Origin of the sequence: Rothia mucilaginosa (assembly GCF_001061665.1) — a bacterium.
Classification (GTDB): Bacteria; Actinomycetota; Actinomycetes; order Actinomycetales; family Micrococcaceae; genus Rothia; species Rothia mucilaginosa_A.
The window spans coordinates 411,050-435,301 of sequence record NZ_JVSP01000002.1 but is presented as its reverse complement, the minus strand read 5'-3'; the positions used below and the strand labels follow the sequence as shown (position 1 = coordinate 435,301).

Annotated in this window: 19 protein-coding genes; 10 read left to right on the top strand and 9 right to left on the bottom strand. The window is 67.3% G+C overall.

Annotated elements, in window-relative coordinates; all coding sequences use genetic code 11:
• Positions 1-29: 29 nt before the first annotated feature.
• Together hemL and ADJ95_RS02185 are read left to right on the top strand one after the other, a co-directional pair.
• Entirely contained in the window at positions 30-1,379 is a 1,350-nt protein-coding gene (gene hemL, locus ADJ95_RS02190; RefSeq protein ID WP_049332123.1) for a glutamate-1-semialdehyde 2,1-aminomutase, read from the top strand.
• A gap of 29 nt (positions 1,380-1,408) precedes the next feature.
• The gene (locus ADJ95_RS02185; protein WP_049332121.1) at positions 1,409-2,587 is read left to right on the top strand and encodes a hypothetical protein; all 1,179 of its coding nucleotides are present in this window, start codon (positions 1,409-1,411) and stop codon (positions 2,585-2,587) included.
• A gap of 81 nt (positions 2,588-2,668) precedes the next feature.
• On the opposite strand, the gene hemB is transcribed toward ADJ95_RS02185, so the two are convergent.
• From hemB to hemE, 7 genes are all read right to left on the bottom strand, one after another.
• Positions 2,669-3,670: a porphobilinogen synthase gene (gene hemB, locus ADJ95_RS02180; RefSeq protein WP_049332119.1), complete on the bottom strand. Its 1,002-nt coding sequence runs from the start codon at positions 3,668-3,670 to the stop codon at positions 2,669-2,671.
• A gap of 55 nt (positions 3,671-3,725) precedes the next feature.
• The gene (locus ADJ95_RS02175) at positions 3,726-4,715 is read right to left on the bottom strand and encodes a uroporphyrinogen-III synthase (RefSeq protein WP_049332117.1); all 990 of its coding nucleotides are present in this window, start codon (positions 4,713-4,715) and stop codon (positions 3,726-3,728) included.
• Between the two features lie 2 nt (positions 4,716-4,717).
• Positions 4,718-5,845, bottom strand: a complete 1,128-nt coding sequence (locus tag ADJ95_RS02170; protein WP_049332115.1) for a hydroxymethylbilane synthase — start codon at positions 5,843-5,845, stop codon at positions 4,718-4,720.
• A gap of 12 nt (positions 5,846-5,857) precedes the next feature.
• The gene (locus ADJ95_RS02165) at positions 5,858-7,186 is read right to left on the bottom strand and encodes a ferrochelatase (RefSeq protein ID WP_192830497.1); all 1,329 of its coding nucleotides are present in this window, start codon (positions 7,184-7,186) and stop codon (positions 5,858-5,860) included.
• 209 nt (positions 7,187-7,395) lie between these two features.
• Positions 7,396-8,202 carry a hydrogen peroxide-dependent heme synthase gene (gene hemQ, locus ADJ95_RS02160; protein WP_049332113.1) on the bottom strand — a complete coding sequence of 269 codons (807 nt, stop codon included), beginning with the start codon at positions 8,200-8,202 and terminating at the stop codon, positions 7,396-7,398.
• Positions 8,203-8,352: 150 nt separating this feature from the next.
• Positions 8,353-9,942, bottom strand: coding sequence for a protoporphyrinogen oxidase (gene hemG / locus ADJ95_RS02155; protein ID WP_049332111.1), 1,590 nt, complete (start codon positions 9,940-9,942; stop codon positions 8,353-8,355).
• Positions 9,943-10,029: 87 nt separating this feature from the next.
• On the bottom strand, positions 10,030-11,205 hold the full coding sequence (gene hemE, locus ADJ95_RS02150) for a uroporphyrinogen decarboxylase (RefSeq protein WP_049332107.1): 1,176 nt from the start codon (positions 11,203-11,205) through the stop codon (positions 10,030-10,032).
• A gap of 416 nt (positions 11,206-11,621) precedes the next feature.
• On the opposite strand from hemE, the gene ADJ95_RS02145 reads away from it, so the two are divergent.
• The 4 genes from ADJ95_RS02145 (at position 11,622) to ADJ95_RS09575 (ending at position 16,775) form a co-directional block, all read left to right on the top strand.
• Entirely contained in the window at positions 11,622-12,884 is a 1,263-nt protein-coding gene (locus tag ADJ95_RS02145) for a glutamyl-tRNA reductase (protein WP_049332106.1), read from the top strand.
• A 236-nt stretch (positions 12,885-13,120) separates the two neighbouring features.
• Entirely contained in the window at positions 13,121-13,348 is a 228-nt protein-coding gene (locus tag ADJ95_RS02140; protein ID WP_049332104.1) for a DUF3107 domain-containing protein, read from the top strand.
• A gap of 482 nt (positions 13,349-13,830) precedes the next feature.
• Positions 13,831-15,489, top strand: coding sequence for a DEAD/DEAH box helicase (locus ADJ95_RS02135; protein ID WP_049332102.1), 1,659 nt, complete (start codon positions 13,831-13,833; stop codon positions 15,487-15,489).
• A 2-nt stretch (positions 15,490-15,491) separates the two neighbouring features.
• A complete protein-coding gene (locus ADJ95_RS09575) occupies positions 15,492-16,775 on the top strand; it encodes a DNA-methyltransferase (RefSeq protein WP_049332100.1) in 1,284 nt (427 codons plus the stop codon).
• A gap of 202 nt (positions 16,776-16,977) precedes the next feature.
• On the opposite strand, the gene ADJ95_RS02125 is transcribed toward ADJ95_RS09575, so the two are convergent.
• Positions 16,978-17,901, bottom strand: a complete 924-nt coding sequence (locus ADJ95_RS02125; RefSeq protein ID WP_080974919.1) for a PHP domain-containing protein — start codon at positions 17,899-17,901, stop codon at positions 16,978-16,980.
• 202 nt (positions 17,902-18,103) lie between these two features.
• Between ADJ95_RS02125 and ADJ95_RS02120 the strand changes: the two genes are divergently transcribed.
• On the top strand, positions 18,104-19,639 hold the full coding sequence (locus ADJ95_RS02120; RefSeq protein ID WP_049332098.1) for an aminopeptidase P family protein: 1,536 nt from the start codon (positions 18,104-18,106) through the stop codon (positions 19,637-19,639).
• Between the two features lie 142 nt (positions 19,640-19,781).
• On the opposite strand, the gene ADJ95_RS02115 is transcribed toward ADJ95_RS02120, so the two are convergent.
• The gene (locus ADJ95_RS02115) at positions 19,782-20,765 is read right to left on the bottom strand and encodes a hypothetical protein (RefSeq protein ID WP_049332097.1); all 984 of its coding nucleotides are present in this window, start codon (positions 20,763-20,765) and stop codon (positions 19,782-19,784) included.
• Positions 20,766-20,879: 114 nt separating this feature from the next.
• Here ADJ95_RS02115 and ADJ95_RS02110 point away from each other — a divergent pair, with 114 nt between their 5' ends.
• From ADJ95_RS02110 to ADJ95_RS02100, 3 genes are read left to right on the top strand one after another with little or no spacing between them, the layout of a single operon-like run.
• Positions 20,880-22,208 carry a magnesium transporter MgtE N-terminal domain-containing protein gene (locus tag ADJ95_RS02110; protein WP_049332094.1) on the top strand — a complete coding sequence of 443 codons (1,329 nt, stop codon included), beginning with the start codon at positions 20,880-20,882 and terminating at the stop codon, positions 22,206-22,208.
• Positions 22,201-23,037 (top strand): DUF1003 domain-containing protein, encoded by an 837-nt coding sequence (locus ADJ95_RS02105; protein ID WP_049332093.1) that lies wholly within the window; start codon positions 22,201-22,203, stop codon positions 23,035-23,037. The genes ADJ95_RS02110 and ADJ95_RS02105 overlap by 8 nt, the downstream gene beginning before the upstream one ends.
• Complete coding sequence (locus tag ADJ95_RS02100) at positions 23,024-24,226, top strand: P-loop NTPase (RefSeq protein WP_049332092.1); 1,203 nt, start codon at positions 23,024-23,026, stop codon at positions 24,224-24,226. The genes ADJ95_RS02105 and ADJ95_RS02100 overlap by 14 nt, the downstream gene beginning before the upstream one ends.
• Positions 24,227-24,252: the final 26 nt, after the last annotated feature.

Here is a 24,252-nt window from a genome sequence, read left to right as displayed (position 1 = left end):
CGCCGTCTCGTTTGAAAGGCACCGATACGATGACTCCCTCCCCCACCCACCCGCTACACCACGAAGCCAGCGAGAAGCTATTCGAGCGTTCCCGCGCGGTGATTCCCGGCGGCGTGAACTCCCCGGTGCGCGCCTTCAACTCCGTGGGCGGCACCCCTGCGTTTGCGGCGAGGGCTAAGGGCCCCTACCTGTACGACGCGGACGGCAACGAGTACGTTGACCTGGTCTGCTCCTGGGGCCCGTCGATTCTGGGCCATGCACACCCGCAGGTCGTGGAGGCCGTTCAGCAGGCCGCCGCGCGCGGCCTGTCCTTCGGTGCGGCGAGCGCCCCCGAGGCGGAGCTGGCCGAGCTGGTCATCAACCGCATTAACGCCGCGATCCCCGGCGCGATTGAGCAGGTGCGCATGGTGTCCACGGGTACCGAGGCGACCATGACCGCGATTCGCCTGGCCCGCGGCGTGACCGGCCGCGACAAGATTATTAAGTTTGCCGGCTGCTACCACGGCCACGTGGATGCGCTGCTCTCCGAGGCCGGTTCGGGCGTGGCAACCCTGGCGCTGCCCGGTTCTGCCGGCGTGACTGCCGCGACCGCCGCCGAGACCATTGTTCTGCCCTATAACGACCTGGATGCCGTGCGCGAGGCCTTCGAAACCCACGAGGGTCAGATTGCCGCCGTCATCACCGAGGCGGCCCCCTGCAACATGGGCGTGGTCGCCCCCGAACCCGGCTTCAACCGCGGCCTGCACGAGATTGCCCACGCCAACGGCGCGCTCGTCATTTTTGACGAGGTGCTGACCGGTTTCCGCGTCTCCTCGGCCGGTTACTGGGGCTACGCCGCCCCCGAGGACGGCGGCTGGGTTCCCGATATCTTCACCTTCGGCAAGGTCATCGGCGGCGGCATGCCCATCGCGGCCCTGGCCGGTAAGCGCCGCATCATGGAGTACCTGGCCCCGGTCGGCCCGGTCTACCAAGCCGGCACCCTCTCGGGTAACCCGCTGTCGGTGGCCGCCGGCATTGAGACCCTGACCCTGGCCGACGAAGAGGTCTACAAGACCCTGGACGCCCGCAGCGCCCAGCTGCGCCGGGCCCTGACCGAGGCGTTCACCGCCGCGGGTGTGGACCACTCCATCCAGAACGCCGGCAACCTCTTCTCGGTGGCGTTTGGCACCTCCGAGAAGGGCGTGCACAACTACGCGGACGTCAAGGCCTCGGCCACCGACCGTTACACCGCGTTCTTCCACTCGATGCTGGAGTCCGGCGTGTACCTGCCGCCGAGCGCGTTCGAGGCCTGGTTCGTCTCTGCCGCTCACGACGACGCGGCCATGGACCGCATCATCTCGGCTCTTCCGGCCGCCGCAGCTGCTGCCGCATCCGCCTAGACGCGAGCGAATAGAGAGAGGAGAAACCCATGGATTTGTCTGCCCTGGGAATTCCCCTGGAGCCGGTGCGTGATGTCTGGCTGATTGCCTTCATGGCGTACACCTTCGTCTGCCTGCTGGTGGATATCGCCTACCCGGTGAATATTCCCGCCGCCAAGGCGCGGGAGCTTTTCGTGGCGGTCAAGGGGGATCCCGTTGAGGCCGCGAGAATCCGCCTCGAGGATATGGCCGCGAGCGGTTTGCCGCTCTCTTCTGCCCAGAAGGGCTCGGTGACGAAGCGGGCAAAGAAGCAGCTGGAGAGCATCCCCGGCAGTAGCATCGTGGGCGGCTGGTTGCACGTACTGATGTACGCGTGGGCGTGGGTCGTGATGGTGTCCATCTTTACGCTGTACTGGGACATCGCCTACGACGGCATCCTGATACCCGCGCTGGCCCTACCGTTCCTCATGGTGTACGCGGGTGCCCGCTGGGGCCGCCGCAGCTGGCGTACGGCCCGCGGCTTCAGCGCCGATGAGCGCACGCTGGGCATGCCCCGCATCTACTCCGCGACCCTGGGTCGGCTGAGCGCGCCGTTCCGCGTGAAGGGTGCGGTTCCCGGCATCGGCCCGATTCGTCTGGACCGCACTGGGTTCTGGATTCTGCAGTTCCTGGCGGCTCAGGCCCTGCTGTACTTCCTGTACTCGCTCTCGGGGCTCGAGATGGAGGATATCGCCCTCCCCTACGTTGGCCACACCTCGATGCTCCTGGGAATCGGCGCGGTAATCTCGCTCCTGACGGCGTGGGCGCAGGTACGCAGCTATATTCTGTTCAACCCCGATTCCTTCGTGACCGGCCGCGTGCTGCTGCCGGCGAAGACCCGCGAGTACTCGACGCTCCGGGCGTTCCGAGTGCTCCCGAACAACCCGGACGCGATTAAGACGGACGCGAAGGATCCCGCGCAGTGGAAGGTGGAGGTGATGCTCCCCAACGGCAGCAAGCGCACCTTCCCGCTGAAGGACCCGAATATTGACTGCCTGATTGCGCAGCTCGCGTTCAAGCTGGAGCAGGGAGACTGGGCTCGGCTCGACTCCCCCGCCGACCGCGAGAAGCTGGCCGGGTACTTCCTGGACGGCCGCGCGATTTGCACGACCCTGGGTCACATCCCCGCGGGTAAGCACGCGGAGGAGGCGGCGCGCCGTGCGTCCTTCCAGAAGGCGCAGTACAAGTAAACCGATAGCCCGTATAACACTAAAGAAGCCACATGCTGTTCACACAGCATGTGGCTTCTCAGCGCTCAAAGAGGGAGGGATTTAGGCGTCCAGCTCACGGAGCCAGCGGGCCGCCTCAGTACCGTAGTAGGTCAGGATGACGTCCGCACCGGCGCGGTGAATCGAACGCAGCGACTCCAGCACCACGGCCTTACGGTTAATCCAGCCGTTCGCGGCGGCCGCCTCAATCATCGCGTACTCGCCCGACACCTGGTAAGCGGCCACGGGCACCGGCGAAAATTCCGCCACCTCGCGCACAATATCCAGGTAGCTACCGGCAGGCTTCACCATGACCATGTCGGCGCCCTCCTCCAGGTCAGCGCGCACCTCCAGCAGCGACTCGCGGCGGTTGGCCGGGTCCTGCTGGTAGGTCTTACGGTCGCCCTTAAAGGTCGACTCCACAGCATCACGGAACGGGCCGAAGAACGCCGAAGCGTACTTCGCCGAATACGCCATAATCGACACGTCCTCGAAGCCAGCCTCGTCCAGGGCGGCGCGCATGGCCGCAATCTGGCCGTCCATCATGCCCGAGGGCGAGACGGTGTGCGCACCCGCGCGAGCCTGCGAAACCGCCATCTTGCAGTACAGCTCCACGGTCTCGTCATTATCCACCACGAGCGTGCCGTGGCCGTCATCGACCAGCACGCCGCAGTGGCCGTGGCTCGTGAACTCGTCCAGGCAGGTGTCGGCCATGACCACCAGGTCGTCGCCGAACTCCTCGCGGCACACGGCAATCGCGCGGTTCAGGATGCCCTGCGGGTCCCAGGCGGTCGAGCCGATCTCGTCCTTATCCTCGTCGCGGGGAATACCGAACAGGTCGATGCAGCGGATGCCCGCCTCGTAGGCCTCGCGCACGGCGGGGATGATGCTCTCCAGGGTGTGCTGGTACTGGCCGGGCATGGAGCGAATCGGCTGCTTCTCGTCAATGCCGTCGCGCACGAAGAACACCTGAATCAACTGCGAGGGGCGCAGGGTGGTCTCGGCGACGAGGGAACGCATGGCTGCGGTGGTGCGCAGGCGGCGGGGACGGCGGGTGAGGTTCATGATCTCTCCTGAAAATTCTTGCGAAATAATGTGAAGTCTTAGATGAAGGACGCGCCTAAATAAGGGATACTGCGGCGCGCGCCAAATCCTGCGGTGAGGGCGAATCCGCCTGCACGTGGCGCAGGTTCAGGGCGCGGCATGCGGAGGCGGTACTCGCCCCAATCGCCACCACCGGCGGCACGGATTCGGGTCCTAGCGCGGGCGCGCCATCCAACAGGGCGTGCAGGCGGGAGGGTGCGGTCGCCACGAGCACGTCCGGGGCGGATGCGTCTGCGCCCCGCAGGAGGGCGCGGGCGGCGCTGAGGCTCAGCTCGCCGGGCTCCACCCGCTCGGCGGGCACCATGTCGTAGAGCACGCGCGTGGTCACCGACCAGCCCAGGTTTTTGAGGCCCTCGCGCAGGGTCGGGCGGGCGTTGGATCCCTCCAGAACCAGCACGGCGGCGGGCACGGTTGAGACAGGCTCGGTTGAGACAGCCCCGGCTGCGGCTGAATCGGTTGAGACAGAGCCGGCCGCGGGCCCTTCGAGCTCCGCAAGCATGCCGGCGGCGCTCTGAACGCTCGGTTGAAAGTCCGCGTCCAGCCCGAGCTGGGTGCGCACGGCGCGGGCGGTTGCCGCACCCACGCAGGCGATGCGCGCTCCCCCGGCGTGAACCGCGCGGGCGAAGTCCTCACCCCAGAGCTCGGCGCAGGCGCGCACCGTGTGGGCGCTCGTGAAGCTCACCCAGGCGTAGGCCCCGGATTCCAGGAGTGCGGGAATACCGCGCAACTCCTCGGTGGCGGGCACGGTGCGTGCCTGCTGCAGGGGCGCGAAGAGCACGCGAGGGGCCGCGGCGTTCCGCAGGCGGTCCTGCGAGGGGTCCCGCGGGCCCTCCCCGTTGTCACCTTCGCGGGTCTCTTCGCTGGTGCTTTCGCGGGCGGACGGTTTAGCGGCCCGCTCAGCCTCCCACTCCTCGGCGAGGGCGCGCGCGAAGGTCGCACCCTGGGCCGCCGAGCGGGTCAGCAGAACCGTGGCACCCCGTTCGGCGGGGCGTTGCTCCTCGTCCATGGCTACTTGACGTCCAGACCGGCCAGGGCGGCGGCACCCATCTGCAGCAGGTCCTCGGCCACGCGCACGCCCAGGCGCTCGGCGCCGGGCACATCCAGCTCGGAGGTCGCGGAGGTGTGACGCAGCAGGTCGGTGCCGTCCGGGGAGGCCACCACGGCGCTGAGCACCAGGTCGCCCTCAACGATCTCGGCGAAAGCGCCGATGGGGGCGGCGCATCCGGCCTCCAGGCGGCGTAGCAGGGCGCGCTCGGCGCTGACGGCCAGGCGCGTCTCGTAGTGGTTCGCGGCAATCAGCGCGCGGCCCAGGGAGCGGGTCGGTCGGGCCAGCTCAGCGTCGTCGAGCACGGCCGGATCGGGGTTGCCGAACTCGCTCTCGCGCACCTCCAGGGCCAGGGCGCCCTGGCCGGGGGCCGGCAGCATGCGGCTGGGGTCCAGGTACTCGGTAATCAGGTGTTCCTTGCCCAGGCGCTTGAGGCCGGAGACGGCCAGCACCACGGCGTCGCAATCGCCAAGGCGTTCGGTGCCCACGCCGCGGTCGGCGTGCTCGTCGGTCTCGGCATTCTGGCGGAGGACGACCTGCTTGCCGGAGTGCTCCTCGAGGCCCTTCACGCGGCCAATGCGGGTGCCCACGTTACCGCGGATATCCACGATCTCGAGGTCGGGTCGCAGGGCTCGCAGTTGGGCGGCGCGGCGCGGCGAGCCGGTGCCCACGCGGGAGCCCTCCGGCAGGGTGTCGACGGTCAGGCCGTCGCGAGCCACGAGGGCGTCGCGCGGGTCCTCACGCTTGAGGGTTGCGGCGACGACCAGGCCGGGGCAGGGCGCGGAGGGCAGGTCCTTCAGGGAATGAACGGCCATGTCCACGCGCTGCTCGGCGGGGGCGTCGGCACCGTCCAGCAGGCGCTGGCGCAGGGCGGCGGCGAACACACCGGTGCCGCCCAGGGTGGCCAGCGGGCCGGTGAGCACGTCGCCCTCGGTCTTGACGGTGCGCAGCTCAAAGCTCACGCTTTCGGCGGGCTCACCGCCCGGCTGATGCTCGGCGTAGAGCTCGGTGACGGATTCGGCCGCCAGACGGCTCTGGGTGAGCGCGAGCGCGGAGCCTCGGGTGCCCAGAATATACTCGCTGTGGCTCATTTCTCTCCTGCTCTAGTCCTCTTCGGACCGGTCGGTGCATCCGATGCAATATTCGGCGATGACGGGTTTCTCCGCGCCACGGCCCGGCTTGCAGCAGCCCGGCTCGCACTCGTCGAACCAGCCGTACTGGCCGCTCGCGCTCGGAGCGCAGACGCTCTCACGTCCGGGGCGCAGGTCGGCGGGAATGTCGTTTTCCACGCGCTCCTCAATGAGGCGGCGCAGCGACTCCACGTACGCCGGATGCGTACCGGGGGTCGGGGTGCGCACGGCCACCACGCCCAGGCGCTCGCAGGTGTCCAGGGCCTCGGTGTCGAGGTCCCACTTCACCTCCATGTGGTCGGAGACGAAGCCGAGGGGCACCAGCACGACGCCTTCCACGGGGGCCTCGCCGTCCTCGCCGGGGTTGGCGGGGGTGGGCAGCGCCTCCAGGGCGTCGTTGACGTCCGGTTCCAGCCAGGGCATGGACGGCGGGCCGGAGCGGGACTGGTACACCAGCTCCCATTCGACGTTCTGCAGAAGCTGCGGGGCCTCATCGCGCACGAGCGAAAGCACGGCGCGGGCGACCTGCAGGTGCTTCTCCACGTAGGCGGAGCCGCCCTCGTAGTTCACGCCGCGCGGGCCCGCCTCGTTTGCGGCGGAGGTGGGTACCGAGTGGGTGCAGAACATGATGCGTAGGCGTGGATTGAGCGAACCGCTATCGCGTGCGGCAAGCTGTTCGCGCACCGTGGCGAGGCCGTCCTTCAGCCCGTCGGCGAAGGCGCGGGCGAAGCCGGGAACGTCAAAGAACTGGCGGATCTTGCCCACGTGCATGCGGCCCTCCAGGCCGAGCTGCTGAAGCGCGATGCCGTAGTCCTCGCGGTACTGGCGGCAGCTTGAGTAACCCGGGTAGGCGCTGGTGGCCAGCACCAGCACGTTGCGGTGGCCGTTCTCGTAGGCCTCGGCGAGCACGTCCTTCACGTAGGGCTTCCAGTTGCGGTTCGCCCAGGTAATCGGGATGTGCGGGCCGCGCTCGGCCAGCGCCTGCTGTAGCGCGGCGAGCAGGGCGCGGTTCTGCTCGTTAATCGGCGAAACACCGCCGTTGGCGCGGTAGTGGGTGGCGACCTCTTCGAGGCGCTCGTCCGGGATGCCGCGGCCGGCGGTCACGTTGCGCAGGAAGGGGATGACGTCCTCTTGGCCCTCGGGGCCGCCGAAGGAGGAGAGAATCACCAGGTCGTAGGGGCGGGGTTCCTCGGCGCGAACACGGATGATGGTCCGCTCGCTGCGGTACTCCCCCAGGGTCTGCTCGGTCAGCCGCGCCGGGCCGTTGGAGGCCGTGTTGGCGGGATCGGTGCGGTTGGGGATGACATCATCGGGCAGGAGGGAGCCGTTCAGGGTGCCCTCGCCCGAGGGGTTTGTGTGTGCGGGGGCGAAACGCGCGGGACGCGCCGCCACCCCGGCCACGCCGGCGGCGGAGGACACAGCCGAGGTGTTCTCGGCGGCGGCCTCTACCGCGCTGGGCGAACCGGGGTGGGAGCAACCGCATCCGCGGGTAGCGCCGTGAGGCTGTTGGCTCACGCCAGAACCTCTGCTACTTCGTCGGCACCGATGCGGCGACCGGTGTAGAAGGGGGTGTCCTCGCGAACGTGCAGGCGAGCCTCGGTGTTGCGGAAGTGACGCATCAGATCGACCAGGTCAACCAGCACAGGTGCTTCGAGAGCCAGAACCCACTCGTAGTCGTTCAGGCCGAACGATGCGACGGTGTTGGCCAGAACCTGAGGGAAGTCGATGGCCTTCATACCGTGGTTCTTCAGCATCTCGGCGCGACGCTCGGGGTTCATGTAGTACCAGTCGTAGGAGCGCACGAAGGGGTACACGCAGACCCACGCCTCGGGGGCCTTGCCGCGGGCGTAGGCGGGCGCGTGGTTGCGGGTGAACTCAGCCTCGCGGTGAACGCCCATGGTGGACCAGACGATGGTGGTGCCGGAGAACAGCGCGGTGCGGCGAATCTTGCGCACGGCTGCCTGCAGCTTCTCGGGGCTCTGACCGTGGGTCCAGATCATGATGTCGGCGTTGTCGCGCATTGCGGAAACGTCGTAGATGCCGCGCAGAGTCACGCCCTCGGCGGCCAGCTGCTCGGCGACCTTCTCGAACTCGGTGCGAGCCTCGTCGGTGTTAGCCTCTGCCGGGCGTGCGCCGGAGCGTGCGAACACGGTGTACAGGGCGTAGTGCAGGGTTTCGCCCTCTTCGCGACCGCGACGGTTCTCGTCGGCTGCGGAGTGCTGAACAGCGTAGCCCTTGGGTGCGCCACCGTAACCCTGGCCGGGGTGGGTGTAACCGCCGGGGCCGTGGCCGCCCTGTGCTGCGTGGGGGTGAGACATGGTTCTTCTCTTCCTTTCCTCAGCGGTAACCCGCTGTTCGTGGTGCGAGGCTTCCGTAGCCGCGCACCGTTTGATTGGTGAATATTCTGCGCTCTTCCCGCCCGAAGCGGTAGGAGGCATCCCACAGGCGTGGGAAGTCTTTGAGGGATGCTACGCGCCCTTGGGCTTGGTGCCGGGGGCGGGCGCCGCATCCTGCTTGGGTTCGGGGGCCTTTACGCCCTCCCAGTTCTGGGCGGCGTGGGTGATGAGGCGGTCCATCTGCTCGTAGGTGTCGCGCACCGTGGCCACGAGGCCCGAGCCTGCGGCCCAGGAGCCGACGGTGCTGAGCGTGCCCAGCTCGCTGGCGCGCTCGCGGAACTCCTGCACGCGCTTGCGGTGACCCGGCGTGGAGGCGGGCAAAACACCGCGCCAGCGCACGACGTCCGCATCCACCAGATTGTTGCGGGTGAGCGGCACGTCCGTCATGCGGGTTGCGTCACGCAGGGCCAGGGTGATGAGCTGCTCGTCAGCCAGGGCGACCTCGGAGAAGCGGGAGTCCTCGCCGCCTCGGCCGTAGGACAGGCGCACCACGTGGCGGTCCGGGCCGGCCTCGTCGGCCACCCACTGCCACTTGGCGGTCGCGTGGGTCAGGGCCTTGGCGCGCACGGCGGTGGCCTGTTCCGAGACGAGCAGGCCGGTGCCGCGGGGGTGCTGGTTGAGGGCCGGCGCATCTACGACGAGGGTCACGAGGGCGACCTCGGGGCCGGGTTCCACGGCGGGCAGCGCGGTGGAGACGTGCGGGCCGATGAGTCGGGCCACGGTCGGGCCGTCGGTGGCGAGCACCAGGTAGTCGGCGTAGAGGGGCGTGTTCTCGCCGTCAGTGGTGTGGCGCTGGATGATGAACCACTGGCCGGTGGATTCGTCGCGGTCCACGGCGATGACGTCAAAGTTGGTCACGATGCGCACGCCGGCCTCGTAGAGTTCCTCCACGAGACGCTCGGAGAGCTGGTTCATGCCGCCCACGATGCCCGCAACCTGCGAGCCGGCGGGGGCCGCCGAACGGAAGGCGGCCGCGGCTGCCGAGAGGGAGCCGTGCTTGCGCAGGGCCGCGCGCAGGCCGGGGATGGTGGCGTCCACGTCGAGCTTGTCGGGGTGGGTGGAGTACACGCCCGAGACCACGGGTGCGACCAGGTTATCGAGCACCTTCTGGCCCATGCGCAGGCGCACGAGCTCGCCCAGGGTCTTCGCCTTCTCGCCCACGGAGGCGGGCAGGAGGCGGTCCAGCTGGGCACGGCGCAGGCCGCTCTTACCGATGACGGGAATCAGCGACTTATCGCTCACATTGCCGGGAATACCCATAATGCCGGTGCTGGGGGTGCGGCAGGCTCCCTGCGGCAGGTACAGCCAGGAACCGTAGGAATTGGGGGTGACAATCTGGTCGCCCAGGCCGAGCTCCTCGACGAGTTCACGCACGATGGGGCTGCGGGTTGCGAAGGATTCGGCGCCGGAGTCCAGCAGTAGGCCGCCGACTTCGTGCGCGCCCACGGCACCGCCGAGGTGGGGACGCTGCTCGAGCAGGGTCACGCGCAGGCCGGCCGCGGCGAGGCGGCGGGCCGCGATCAGGCCGGAGGGGCCGCCGCCGATAACGATGGCGGTGGGCGCCTTGTCGTTGGCGCGGTGAGCCGCTCGTGCCGCCAGACGTGCGGTGGAGGACTGTCCCTGCGCGGTGTATCGGTGCGCCTGGTTATCGTGATTCCCCATGGTTTTCTCCTTTGTCTGTCAGCTGGTGGCCGGTGGTCGTGGGTTCCCACGGTGCCGATTCTACGCCGGCCCCGCGAGTTCGTCGCCCTAGTTCGCCGTCTTCTCGTGAATGTAGCGAACCAGGTCGGTCAGTACCTGCGGGTCGGTGGTCGGGGGTACGCCGTGGCCGAGGTTCACCACGTGCGAGGGGGCGGCGTTACCTTCTGCGAGGACTTCGTCCACGTGTGCGTAGAGGCTTTCGGGGCCCGCGGCGAGCAGTGCCGGGTCGATGTTGCCCTGCAGGGGCACCGCGCCGTTGAGCAGGGTGTTTGCGGCGGAGAGCGGCAGGCGGTAGTCCACACCGATGACGTCCGCGCCGGCCTCGTGCATCGCGGGCAGCAGCGCGGCAGTGCCAGTGCCGAAGTGGATGCGCGGCACGCCGTACTCGCGCACGGAGTCCAGGGTCTCGGCGGAGTGCTGCTGCACGTAGCGGCGGTAGTCGCCCTCGCCGAGGGAGCCCGCCCACGAGTCGAAGAGCTGCACGGCGGAGGCACCCGCCTCAATCTGCGCGCGCAGGAACTGGCCGGCGGTGCGGGCGGCCCAGGCGGCCAGCTCGTGCCAGGCGGCGGGGTCGGCGTGCATCATGGTGCGCGGGCGCAGGTGGTCGCGGGAGGGTCCGCCCTCAACCATGTAGGCGGCGACGGTGAAGGGTGCGCCGGCAAAGCCGATGAGCGGGGTGTCGCCGAGCATTTCGACGGTGGCGGCGATGGCCTCACGGATGGGGTCCAGGGCGCTTTCGGTCAGTTCGGGCAGGGCGCGCACATCCTCGAGGGTGCGCACGGGGCGGTCGAGGACCGGACCCTTACCGGGCACGATGTCCACGTTGACGCCCGCGAGCTTCATGGGAATCATGATGTCGGAGAAGAAGATGCCGGCGTCGACCTTGTGGCGGTGGACGGGCTGCACGGTGATTTCCGCGGCCAGTTCGGGGGTGAGGCAGGCTTCCAGCATGGGGATGCCCTCGCGTACTCGGCGGTACTCGGGCAGAGAGCGGCCGGCCTGGCGCATGAACCAGACGGGTCGGTGGCTTAAGGGGCGGCCGGTGAGGGCCTGGAGCATGGGCGAGGATGCGGCGGTTCCGGCGCGCAGGGGGTGCTGCGCGGGCAGGTGCGCGAGCTGCTCGTCGGTGAGCAGGGGGCGTTGTGCATCGGTGGGGTGCGTGGGCAGGGTCTGCGAGGGTGCAGAGCTTTCGGCCGGAAGTGTGTGCTGCTGGTTTTCGCTCATAGTGTCTAGTGTGACAGGTTTTGTTAGGGGTTTTTATGACACTTTGTCACGCTTAGGTTCCCCCATGATTCACTATGTTACATATCAGGCTTACCTTATCTGGTCCGCGATGTAGAGGGAGCGGGGCGAGGCTATTCGCGGCCGCCCATGAATAAAACCCCTAGTGGGAGGCTTATAGGGCACTGTTTGGTGCACCGAGAGCCACCCGGAAGTGATTATTTATACATTGGGTCATATGACCCGCGACGACCCGCGTTTATTTTCCTTATCTCTCGTGCCTATTTTTTGGACCCTTTAGAAAGTACTTGCTCCCCGTTATTCCTCATCCGCACCCCGCCAACATGACACTTCATGAAGTCACTTAGGTTATGCGCGCTTTACAGCCCGTCACCCCCGGCGGTTATGATTAGTCACTAGTGAGTACTTATGCATTTGTGGCATCGCACCACACAGTAGATCTAACCACCGTCGCTGCCCTGAGCGCCGGTGCCTCTGGCATACCCGACGTCCTCTCTAGCGACGACGCCCGTCAGCTGGGCGTGACCGGTTCGGTGGTCCTGGCCACCTGCAACCGCCTCGAGATGTACGTCCAGCTCCCCATTGCCGCGCACCTGCCCGCCATCCGCGACATGATTACCTCCAGCATCTCCGGTCAGTCTGGGCTGGATTCCGCACTCGTCTCCGGCAGCTTCGACCTGTACGAGGGCGAGGACGCCGTCCGCCACCTGCTGACGGTCGCCTCCGGCCTGGAGTCCGCCGTCGTGGGTGAGCGCGAGATTGCCGGCCAGGTACGCCGCGCCCTCGCCTCCGCCCAGGAGAAGGCACAGCGGGATGAGCGCCCCCTGCCCGGCGAGCTGGTTCAGCTCTTCGAACACGCCGCGCACACGGCCCGCCAGGTCGGCCAGCACACCCTCCTGGGCTCGCAGGGACGCTCCATCGTCTCTGTGGCCCTGGATTTGGCCGACGAGGTGACCGAGAAGGACTGGCCCACCCGCCGCGCCCTGGTGTTCGGCACCGGCGCCTACGCGGGCGCCACGATTGCGGCCCTGCGCGACCGCGGCTGCACCGACATCTGGGTGAACTCCCGTTCCGGACGCGCCCCCGAGTTCGCCGCCAAGCGCGATGTTTTCGCGGTGCCCGAGGGCGGCATGGAGCAGGCCATGGCCGAGGCCGACCTGATTATCGGTTGCTCGGGCGGCTCCGCGCCGCTTCAGCCCGAGCAGATTCCCGCCGGTCACCACACGATCCTCGACCTGGCCCTCTCGCGCGACTTCGATCCCTCTGTGGCCGACCTGCCAAACGTCGAGCTGATTACGCTCGAGTCAGTGCGCTTGGCCGCCCCCGAAGAGACCGAGGAGGCCGTGGCCACCGCGCTGCGCATCGTGGAGTCCGAGCTGGCCGCCTTCCTGTCACGCCAGCGCGCCCGCACGATTGACTCGGCCATTGTGGCCCTGCGCTCGCACACGATGGCGGTGCTCGACTCCGAGTTGGAGAAGGCCCGCAACCAGTTCGGATGCGGTGCCGCCGCCGAGCAGCTGGAAATCGCGATGCGCCGCACCGTGAAGTCCCTGTTGCACACCCCGACGGTGCGCGCGAAGATGCTGGCGGCTCAGGGCCGCACGGACGAGTACGTGCACGCACTGGAGGTTCTGTACGGTATTCAGGTTGCTGACGACTAGGCGATAGAGCTTGTGTATTGGGCCCGGCGAACATGCGCGCCGGGCCCTTTCTGTGCCCGCTGTACCCGGCATATGCTCAGCCCAGCTCGCTCTCAGCCCGGGGCGAAGTGCCCGCGGCGGGCCGTACCGCGGGGCACTCGCGCGCTAGAGTAGAGGGTAGAGACAGAACGAAGCAGAGGCGCGCCCCGACCGCGGTTGGCCGGCGGCGAGCCCCGAGAGCATCCGCAAGGAGAACCATGGAAATCAAGATTGGCGTTCGCCACAACACCCGCGAAATCGTTGTCGAGACCAGCGAGGCTAAGGAAATTCTCACCGAGAAGGTCACCAAGGCCATCGAGGACGGCTCGATCCTGGAAATCATGGACGATAAGGGCAACACCACCCTGATTCCCGGCGGCCAGATCAGCTACGTCGAGCTCGGTAGCGACGCCAAGCGCCACGTGGGCTTCGGCATCGGCGCCTAATCGCCGCATCGTACCCTGCACGCCCCGCTCTCCGCGATTCACCCGCGGAGCGGCGGGGCGCTGCGCATCCGTGGGGCCTCTCGCAGTATTCCTCGCCCCTTTCCGCGTTCCTCCCGCACGCCTCCGCAACGGCCGCGAGGGGCGTACACCACAGCCTCCCGATGGTGCGTTCCGGAGCGATCCGGGTTAATATTGAGGGGTTAAGTGAATGACCGGTCGTACCCACACTGTACCCCGAGTATCACGCCGCAGCGCGGCACCGCACCCCGGCACCCCCTACGCCGGGCGGCGAGCCCGCAACACCGCACCGGCCCACCCGCCGGAGCGACCCGAGCGCGGCGTTCTCGACAGAATTTCCCGCACTAGAATTTCCCGCGGCCGGCTTTCGATATCGACCGGCCATTGCACAGCCCCGCTGGCACTGGCCCCTACCCCTTCGGGGAGACGACACACCCCGACCAGGGGTAGAAAGATACGGTCCAGTGACTGAAACGAATACGCAGGAAACCACTCAGACTGCAAAGTCCTTCGCCGACTTCGGCGTTCGCCAGGATATTAGCGACGCCCTCGCGGCGGTTGGCATCACCTCTCCCTTCCCCATTCAGGAGCTCACCCTTCCCGTGGCTCTGTCTGGTCAGGACATCATTGGTCAGGCGAAGACCGGTACCGGTAAGACCCTCGGCTTCGGTCTGCCCACCATCCAGCGCGTGGTCGGCCGCGACGACGAGGGTTGGGCCGACCTGGAGTACCCCGGCGCACCCCAGGCCCTGATTCTGGTTCCCACCCGCGAGCTCGCCATTCAGGTGGGCGACGACCTGGCCATCGCCGCGAAGCTGCGCAACGCCCGCGTCGCCACCCTCTACGGTGGCGTGCCGATTGAGCCGCAGGCCGAGCTGCTGCGCCGCGGCCTGGAAGTGGTCGTGGGCACCCCCGGCCGCATCATCGACCTGTACAAGCAGGGCTTCCTGAACCTCAAGCAGGTCAAGATCGTGGTCCTCGACGAGGCCGACGAAATGCTGGACCTGGGTTTCCAGCCCTCGGTGGAGAAGATTCTCAGCTACCTGCCCGAGAAGCGTCAAAGCATGCTGTTCTCCGCCACCATGCCCGGCCCCGTGATTGCCATGGCGCGCCAGTACATGACCAAGCCCATGCGCATTAGCGCCGCCGACCCCGAGGACGCTTCGAAGACCAAGGCGTCGATTCGCCAGGTCGTCTACCGCGCCCACCACCTCGACAAGGACGAGATGATTGGCCGCATCCTGCGCGCCACGGGCCGCGGCCGCACCATCATCTTCACCAAGACCAAGCGCGATGCCGCCCGCGTGGCCGAGGAGCTCGTCAACCGCGGCTTCGCGGCCGCTCCCCTGCACGGCGACCTGAACCAGGTGGCCCGCGAGCAGGCGCTGAAGGCGTTCCGCACCGGCAAGGTCGACATCCTGGTCGCCACCGACGTGGCCGCCCGCGGTATCGACGTCGACGACGTGACCCACGTGATTAACCACCGCGTGCCCGAGGACGAGAAGACCTACCTGCACCGCACCGGCCGCACCGGCCGCGCGGGCAACGAGGGTACCGCCATCACCCTGGTGGACTGGGACGACCTGCCCCGCTGGAAGGTCATCAACGACGCCCTCGAGCTGGGCGTGCCCGAACCTGTGGAGACCTACTCTTCCTCCGAGCACCTCTTCTACGACCTAAACATTCCGCTCGGTACGAAGGGCCGCCTGCCCCGCGAGGAGCGCGTGGCCGAGGGCATGGGCGACGAGTTCTTCGCCAACGCCCGCGAGGAGCGCGAAAGCCGTGACGGTCGCGGTTCCCGCCGCGATTCCCGTGGACGCGGTGGCCGTTCCCGCGACGGTGAGAAGGGCAGCCGCCGCGGTGGCCGTTCCCGCGATGGCGAGAAGGGTAGCCGTTCCGAGGGCCGCCGCCGCTCTGAGCGCTCTTCCGAGCGTTCCTCCGAGCGTTCGGGTTCTGAGTCCGAGGCACCCCGCGCCGAGCGTGCGCCCCGCCAGCGTCGCCGCACCCGCCGCGTTGAGGGCCAGCCGGTGGAGGGCAAGTCCGCGGAGCGTCAGCCGCGCCGCCGCACCCGCCGCCGTTCCTCCGAGCGTTCCGGCGCCGAGCGCCCCGGTGCCGAGGGCTAGGGTTGGGTATCTCAGCATCCCCGGCGCCCGCCGTGCCCTCCCCCGCCGAGCCGGGTGACGCCTCCGCGCAGCCCGGCCTGCGTTCGGGCACGTTCGACCCGCAGGGCCCCTCCCTGATTGTGCAGGCCGATAACCTGCATTACCTGCGCGAGCTACCCGACGGCGCGTTCACGGTCATCTACATTGACCCGCCCTTCAACACGGGCAAAAAGCAGACGCGCCGCACGCTGAGCTCGGAGGCCTCCGAGAAGGGCGACCGCACCGGGTTCAAGGGCAAGAGCTACTCGAGCACCCTGCAAACCCTGGCGAGCTACAACGACTCCTTTGAGGACTACTGGGCGTTCCTGGCCCCGCGCATTGAGCAGGCGCACCGCCTGCTCGCGCAGGACGGCACCCTGTACCTGCACCTGGATTGGCGCGAAGTGCACTACGTGAAGATCATGTGCGACATGATTTTTGGGCGTGAGAACTTCATTAACGAGCTGATTTGGGCGTACGACTACGGCGCGAAGTCCACGCGCCGCTGGCCGACCAAGCATGACAACATCCTCGTGTACGCGAAGGACCACCGCAGCTACTACTTCAACACCGCCGAGGTGGACCGTGAACCGTATATGGCCCCCGGCCTGGTGACCGAGGAGAAGGCCTCACGAGGCAAGCTCCCCACGGACGTGTGGTGGCATACGATTGTGTCGCCGACGGGTAAGGAGAAGACCGGCTACCCCACGCAGAAGCCCACCGGCCTGCTGCGCCGCATGATTGCGGCAAGCTCCCGCCCGGGCGATTGGGTGCTGGATTTCTTCGCGGGTTCGGGGTCGACGGGCGCGGCGGCGGCTCAGCTGGGCCGCAAGTTCGTGTGCGTAGACCAGAATCCCCCGGCGATTGAGGTCATGGCGAAGCGCCTGAACGTGGATACGGTCTCTTTCGAGGCGTACCGCGGCGTGCCCCGCGGGGCGAGCGTGCTGTTCACCCCCAAGCGCACGGTGGGCGTGCGCGGCGGTACGAGCCGAGACGCGCTGACGGCGGCGAGCCGCCACGCGCTCAAGGCTGTGCTGGAGACGCTGACCGAGACGACCCGCCCGGTTGAGGGAGCCTCGTGCAAGTTCGTGCGTCACTGGTCGATGGATGCGGTGGACCGGAAGATGCGCGTCGACGGGCGGAACGAACTGCGCCGTCAGCGCCAGCGCCAGGCGCGCGCGAAGGCTCGCGCGGCGAAGGCTGCGGAGGCCGCCGCCTCCACGGCCGATGAGGTGCTGCAGCACCGGGCCTCCCGCGAGAGCCTGTAACCGCGCGGCCGGTTCTGCTTTTCAGGCCGGCTCAGCTCGTTCGACCTGCCCGGTAATTCGGGCCGGCTTAACCGCGCCGCCAGAGGCGCAACCCGTATGCGAGAAGGGGCGGGACGGAATCTTCTGAGGTTCCGTCCCGCCCCTTCGTGGGTTCGTTGAAGAGACGTGAATAGGCGTGAATGGGTGCGGCCCGTCAGCCGCCCTACGCGATCTGTTCGCGGATGCGCGCCACCGTGGCCGCGTCCGTCGTGTTTTCACCCAGCAGGTTCGGCTTGCCCGCGCCGTGGTAGTCGCTCGAACCGGTCACCAGCAGGTCGGTGCCCGCCGCGCGGCGCTCCTCGATAAACTTCAGCAGGCGCGCGCGGTCTTCCGCGGAGTTCTCGCGGTGGTACACCTCCACGCCGGCCAGGCCCGCATCCACCAGCTTGCCCAGGTAGTCCAGGCTCAGGGCGGGCCCGCGCATCGTGCTCATGGGGTGCGCGATGACCGGCACGCCGCCGGCCTCGCGGACCAGGCGCACCGCCTCCACCGGGTCCAGGGCCTGCTGGGGCACGTAGTAGGGGCTGCCCGTGTAGAGCAGGCGGTTGAAGGCCTCGGTGCGGTCCCGCACGATTCCGGCGGCGACCAGCGCGTCGGCGATGTGCGGGCGGCCCACGGCGGCGTTGCCCTCCCCCACCTGCGCGAGCACGTCGTCCCAGGTCAACGGGTAGTCGGCGGCCAGGCGCTCGAGGATGGCGCGGGCGCGACCCTCGCGGCTGAGGCGAATCTGCTCCACGCGGTGTGCAAGCTCTGAGTGCACCGGGTCGAAGCCGTAGGCCAGCAGGTGAATCGTCTTCGTGCGGGGGCGGTCCTCGGTGTAGTGGTAGCGGCAGGAGAACTCGGCGCCGGGCAGAAAGTCCAGGCCGTGTTCCTCGGCCAGGCGGGAGGCCCTATCCCACCCGGATGCGGTGTCGTGGTCGGTCAGGGCGAACCCGGCCAGCCCGGTTTGGGCGATGAGCGGCACCAGCTCTTCAAGGCTCTGGGTGCCGTCTGAGATGGCGGAGTGGATGTGCAGATCGTAGCGTCCGTTGTGCTCTCGACGTTCCGGGGTCGTCGGGGCCGTCGGGTTCGTCTCTGCCTGGCTCATGTGCCGCTCCGTCTCCTCACCCCGTACGGGTGCCCGCGCCGCCTCACGCGGCGGGCCCGTTTCTCGGGGATTTGTGTCTGAATGGTGTCTACGGTGTCTTTCTCTTCTTCCACCCTACCAACATTGGTGGCGGCCCACCGGCTATTTGGTCGTGGGGACCCGAATATGCGCCCATCTGTGGCGAAGGCGATATGATTAAGGCATGACTGAGAACAATAAGAAGAGCACCGAAGCTCAGAAGACTGATCACCGCAGCACCCCCAAAGCGTCTGCGTTTACCGAATTCATCGCTAAGGACTGGGCCAAGGCCGAGGACGGCGGCTACACCCGCGAGCCCGTAGCAGACTACGCAGCTGAGCGCCGCGCCAAGATTTCCAAGGCTTTCCCCGGCGAGCGTCTGGTTCTGCCCGCAGGCCCGCTGAAGGTCCGTTCGAACGACTGCGATTACCGCTTCCGTCCGCACTCGGCGTTTGCGCACCAGACCGGTCTGGGCGTTGACCACGAGCCGGACGCCGTGCTGATTTTTGAGCCCGTCGAGGAGGGTACCGGCGACAACGGTTCCAACCACGAGGTGACCCTGTACTTCCGCCCGCTGGCTGGCCGCGACACCACCGAGTTCTACGCCGATGCACGCTACGGCGAGTTCTGGGTTGGCCCCCGCCCCACCCTGAAGGAATTCTCCGAGCGTTTCGGCATCCGTACCCGCGACCTGTCCGAGCTTGAGGTTGCTATCACCAAGAACGCCGGTAACCAGGGCCTGGGCGGCGTGAACATCCGCCTGGTCCGCAACGTTGACCCGGCTGTTGACGCTCTCGTTGACACCTCCCGCTACAACACCGGCGTGGAGCTGGAGCAGGCTGACAAGCTGGACTCCGAGCTGGCTGTGGCTCTCTCCGAGGCTCGCCTGATTAAGGACGCTATCGAGGTTGAGAACCTGCAGCGTTCCGTTGACATGACCGTCAAGGGCTTCGAAGAGGTCATTCGTGCACTGCCGAAGGCTAAGGAGCACCACCGCGGTGAGCGCGTGGTTGAGACTGCGTTCTTCTCCGTGGCACGTACCGACGGTAACGACCTGGGCTACGACACCATCGCAGCGTGCGGTAACAACGCAACTATCCTGCACTGGATTCGTAACAACGGCACCGTGGACGAGGGCAAGCTGCTGCTGCTGGACGCAGGTGTTGAGGACGACACCCTGTACACCGCTGACGTGACCCGCACCTTCCCCGTGAACGGCAAGTTCACCGAGGTTCAGGCGAAGGTCTACAACGCCGTGCTGGAAGCTGCTGACGCCGCATTCGCCGTGGCTAAGCCGGGCACCAAGTTCTACGAAATCCACGAGGCAGCCATGAACGTTCTGGCGCACCGCCTGGAGGAGTGGGGCCTGCTGCCGGTTTCCGCTGATGTTTCGCTCACCGTTGAGGGCGGTCAGCACCGCCGCTGGATGCCGCACGGCACCAGCCACCACCTGGGCCTGGACGTGCACGACTGCGCGCAGGCGAAGGCTGAGCTTTACATGTGGGCTGAGCTGGAGCCGGGCATGGTCTTCACCATTGAGCCGGCCCTGTACTTCAAGGACGAGGACCTGTCGGTTCCCGAGGAGTACCGCGGTATCGGTATCCGCCTTGAGGACGACGTGCTCTGCACCGAGGACGGCAACGTGAACCTCTCCGCTGCGCTGCCTCGCACCGTCGAGGAGATTGAGGAGTGGATGGCTAAGCTCTCCAAGGAGGCGTAACCCCATCCCCGCCGGACGTACCGGTTAATGCCGGTTGTCTATGCATGAGGAAAGCCCCTCACCGAGTGAATCGGTGAGGGGCTTTCGCGTCTCTTCTCAGTCGCCGTCTTCTCCGCCTGTTTTCCGCCGTTGCGGCTGGAGCCTATTCGGAGTCCTTCGAGGGCTTATCGCGTAGACCCTGCGGGCGCGGGGTGGGGCGCTCGGGCTTGGGTTGAATCAGTTTGGCGTATTCCTCCGGGTCGTCCACGCGCAGGCCGAAGCGCTGAGCCGGACGCTTCTGCGCATCCGGCTTCTGATCGGTCACCTGCACGCTGTTTACCTGTTCGGCGGTTGCTGCCTCCCGGACGGCGGGCGGAACGCTCTGCGCGGGCTGGAGGGGCGCGGGCATGTTCTGGGCCGCGCTCTGCGCCATCGTGTTCTGCGCGGTGGTATCGCGCTCGGGCAGGTTCTGGTTCGGGGCGGGCTGGCTACCGGCCTGCGAACGGTAGGAGGGCGCCTTCGGGGCACCGGTCGGAACCGGCGCACCGTTCATCGAGACGGTGCTCTGAGCGGCACGCGCCTGCGAAGCCTCCGGGGCGGTCGCCGCACGCGCGGCCGCAACCGCGGCAGAGAAGCGGGAATGACCGCCCAGCACGCGGCGCGCCTCCTGGGCGTACTCCGGCAGAGCGTACAGCACGGTACGCGAGGGAATCGCCTCGGTGCGCATGGGGTAGCGAACCCCGCGGCCGCGGCGCAGGTCGAATACGCGCCACAGCACAAAAATGGCCACTGAAATCGGCACCGTTGAGAGCAGCGCGCTCATAAAGTTCGTGCCGCCGGCCGCCACAAACATCGAGTACAGCAGACCGATCATGACACCCTGGATGGCGGATACCAGCAGGGCGCGGCCGTAGCCGGTCTGCACGGGGTACTCCACCTGACGGATGCCGTCGTTGACCAGGTACAGGGCAGTCACCGGGAACTGTTGCTCGTTCAGCACGTCAAAAGCGGATAGCGCGTCGTCGTGGCGCACGAAGGAGGCGACCGGCTCGCCGCTCGGCAGGGGGTGGCCGTTGGCCTGGGCCAGGCGCGAGGCCATAAACGAGGAGGGCGGGGTATTGGGCAGATTCGGCAGCTGAAAAGTCATGGCATTAATTGTACCGGCCTGTCCAGGGCCCGGCCGCGGGGCTTCCCTGCGGGCACCGCTGAGAACGAGAACGCTCAAAGTGCGATTCCAGGCGGCGGAGCGTACCCTAGAGGGGTGAGCAATTCTAAGTTCAGCGCCCCCAGCAAGATTTACATTGCCCGCCTTCTGGGCCTCGACGTTTTTGACCCCTTCGGTGACCGCCTCGGCCGTCTCCGCGATGTTGTCGTGCTCAAACGCGGCCTGGGTGCCTCCATTGCCGGCGCCCGCCCCGCCAAGGGCACCGAGCCGATTGTCGTCGGCATCATCGTTGAGGTGCTCGGCAAGAAACGCGTATTCATGCCCATGACCCGCGTGCGCAGCATCGACGCCTCCCAGATTATTTCGACCGGCCTGGTGAACCTGCGCCGCTTCGAGCAGCGCAACTCCGAGACCCTCATCGTCGGTGAGCTCTTCGACCGCCGCGTACGCCTGCTTGACGGCAGCGGCGACGCCGTTATCGAGGACGTCGCGATTGAGCAGCGCCGCAACGGCGACTGGGGCGTGACCGAGCTGTTCGTCTCCCGCGTCAGCTCCGGCTCCAGCACGTGGCGCCGCCGTTCCAAGGAGACCCTCATCGTCGACTGGGACGAGGCTCTGCTCTCCACCGATGTGGAACCGCAGGCGGCAACAGCGTTCGTGGCCAACCACGAAAACTCCAAGCCTGCCGACCTGGCGGATGCCATCCACGAGATGAGCGATAAGCGCATGGTCGAAATCGCCGCCGAGCTGCAGGACGAACGCCTCGCGGACGTTCTGCAGGAGCTGCCCGCCGAGGACCAGGTGCAGATTCTGTCGTACCTGGACGACGAACGTGCCGCGCAGGTCCTCGAAGAGATGGAACCGGACGACGCGGCCGACCTTCTCATCGAGCTCGACGACGCCCAGCGTGAGAAGCTGCTGGAACTCATGGAGCCCGACGAGGCAGACGACGTGCGTCGACTGCTCGAATACGACGAGGGTACCGCCGGTTCGCTCATGAACCCGGTGCCAATCATCCTCTCCCCCGAGGCGACCGTCGCCGAGGCGCTTGCGCACATCCGTGCCGAGGAAATTCCTCCGGCAATGGCGGCTGCCGTCATGGTGACCCGCCCGCCCCTGGAAACGCCGACCGGCAAGTACCTGGGTCTGGTGCACATGCAGAAGCTGCTGCGCGTGCCGCCGAGCGAGCCCATCGGCCACATCCTCGACACCGACACCGAGCCGGTCTCTGACCAGGCCAGTTTGGAAGAGCTGGCTCGCGTGCTCGCGACCTACGACCTGACCATCGTTCCCATTGTGAACGATTCGCACCGCCTGGTAGGCGCAGTGACCATCGACGACGTGCTCGATGCTCTCCTGCCCGAAGACTGGCGAACTTACGATGATGGAACTCCCGTACGAAAGGTAGGACGACGCTTTGCCTGATTCGAACCGCCGCGACGCAAACCGTACTGAAGAGAACCCCCGCATCGATAAGGCGCGTATTCTCAAGGACCGTCTGGAGAAGAAGTACGCTGAACGCAACCGCGAGCGCGGCGATTCCCGCCCGCAGCGCGGCGAATCGCAGCTGAGCACCCCCGGCACCCGCAAGCCGAGGCTGTTTGCCAGCCCCAACCCGGACTCCTTCGGCCGCATGACCGAGGCGTTTGCGCGCTACATGGGTACCCCGCAGTTTTTGATGTGGATGACCATTTTCTGTGGCGTGTGGCTGGCCTGGAACTCCCTGGCGCCGGAGGAGATGCAGTTCGACCCGCGTAGCCTGAACTTCACCCTGCTGACCCTGATGCTGTCTCTGCAGGCCTCCTACGCCGCTCCCCTGCTGCTGCTCGCGCAGAACCGTCAGGACGACCGTGACCGCGTGGTGGCGTCCGAGGACCGTAAGCGTGACCAGCAGAACCTGGAGGAGACCCAGTACCTGACCCGCGAGATCGCTTCGCTGCGTATTGCCCTGCGCGAGGTGGCGACCCGAGACTTCGTCCGTAGCGAGCTGCGCGACATTCTTGAGGAACTGCAGAACATTGCGCAGGAGCAGGAGCGCCACGCCGAGCAGCTGCAGGACATCAGCGAGGACATTGAGGACCTGGAGGAGGCCATCGACGATATTGACGCCTCCGACGGCCTCGAGGGTGAGGAGACCGAGGGTGAGGAGACCAAGGGCTCCGCGCACGCTGAGGACCCGGGCGAGCGGAAGGCGGAGAACCCTGCCAAGACCTCGGGCGATATCCCGGAGGGAGGCGCCCGTGAGCGCCGATAACCCGCTGCAGGACGCGCTCTACGCGGCCCTTGCCCGTGTGGAGGACCCGGAGTTGCGCCGCCCCATCACGGAGCTCGGCATGGTCGAGACCGCGCTCGTGCATCCCGAGCTGGATGAGCGCGGTAAACCGATTCCCGGCCGCCACTGGGCCGAGGTGAAGGTTCTGCTCACCATCGAGGGCTGCCCGCTGAAGAACACCATCGAGCAGCAGGTGCGCGAGGCCGCCGCCACCGTCGAGGGCATCGAGCGAGTGCAGCTGCAGGTGGGCGCGATGAACCCGCAACAGCGTTCCGCCCTGCGTTCGATGCTTAAGCCCGAACGCACCAACCCGTTCACCGCCCCCGGTTCGCTGACCCGCGTGTTCGGCGTGGTGTCCGGCAAGGGAGGCGTGGGCAAGTCCTCCATGACGGCCAACCTTGCGGCGGCTTTCGCCTCGCGCGGGCTCTCGGTGGGCATTATCGACGCGGATGTGCACGGCTTCTCGATTCCGGGCCTGCTCGGCATCACCGATGCCCCCACACGCCTGGATGACCTGATTCTTCCGCCGACCGTGGATGTCCCCGCCCCCGCCCGCCGCTGGGGCGATGCGCAGGTCGGCGGCGGCTTTATTCGCGTGATTTCTATCGGCATGTTCCTCAAGGGCAACGAGCCGGTGGCCTGGCGCGGCCCCATGCTGCACCGCGCGCTGGAGCAGTTCATCATGGACGTGCACTTCGGCGCCCTGGATGTGCTGCTACTCGATTTGCCACCCGGCACCGGCGATATTGCCATCTCCATGGCGCAGCTGCTGCCCAACGCGGAGCTTGTGCTCATCTCCACCCCGCAGCACGCCGCCGTGGATGTGGCCGAACGCGCCGGCACCCTGAGCCTGCAGACCGGCCAGAAGGTCGTGGGCGTGGTCGAGAACATGGCCGCTATGACCCTGCCCGACGGCACCGTGCTCGACATGTTCGGTTCCGGGGGCGGGCAGGTGCTCGCTGAGCGTCTCTCGGAGGCGCTCTCCTACCCCGTCCCGCTGCTCGGCTCGGTCCCCCTGGACGTGAACCTGCGTACCGGCGGTGACGAGGGCATGCCCGTCGTGTGGGGTCGCCCCGACTCCGCAACCGCCGAAGAGATCCAGTCCATCGCTTCGAAGCTTCTGCACTCCGGCGAGTCGAGGGCGGGACAGAGCCTGCCGCTCTTCGTCTAGAGCTAGAGCCTCTAGAAGCCGCCGAT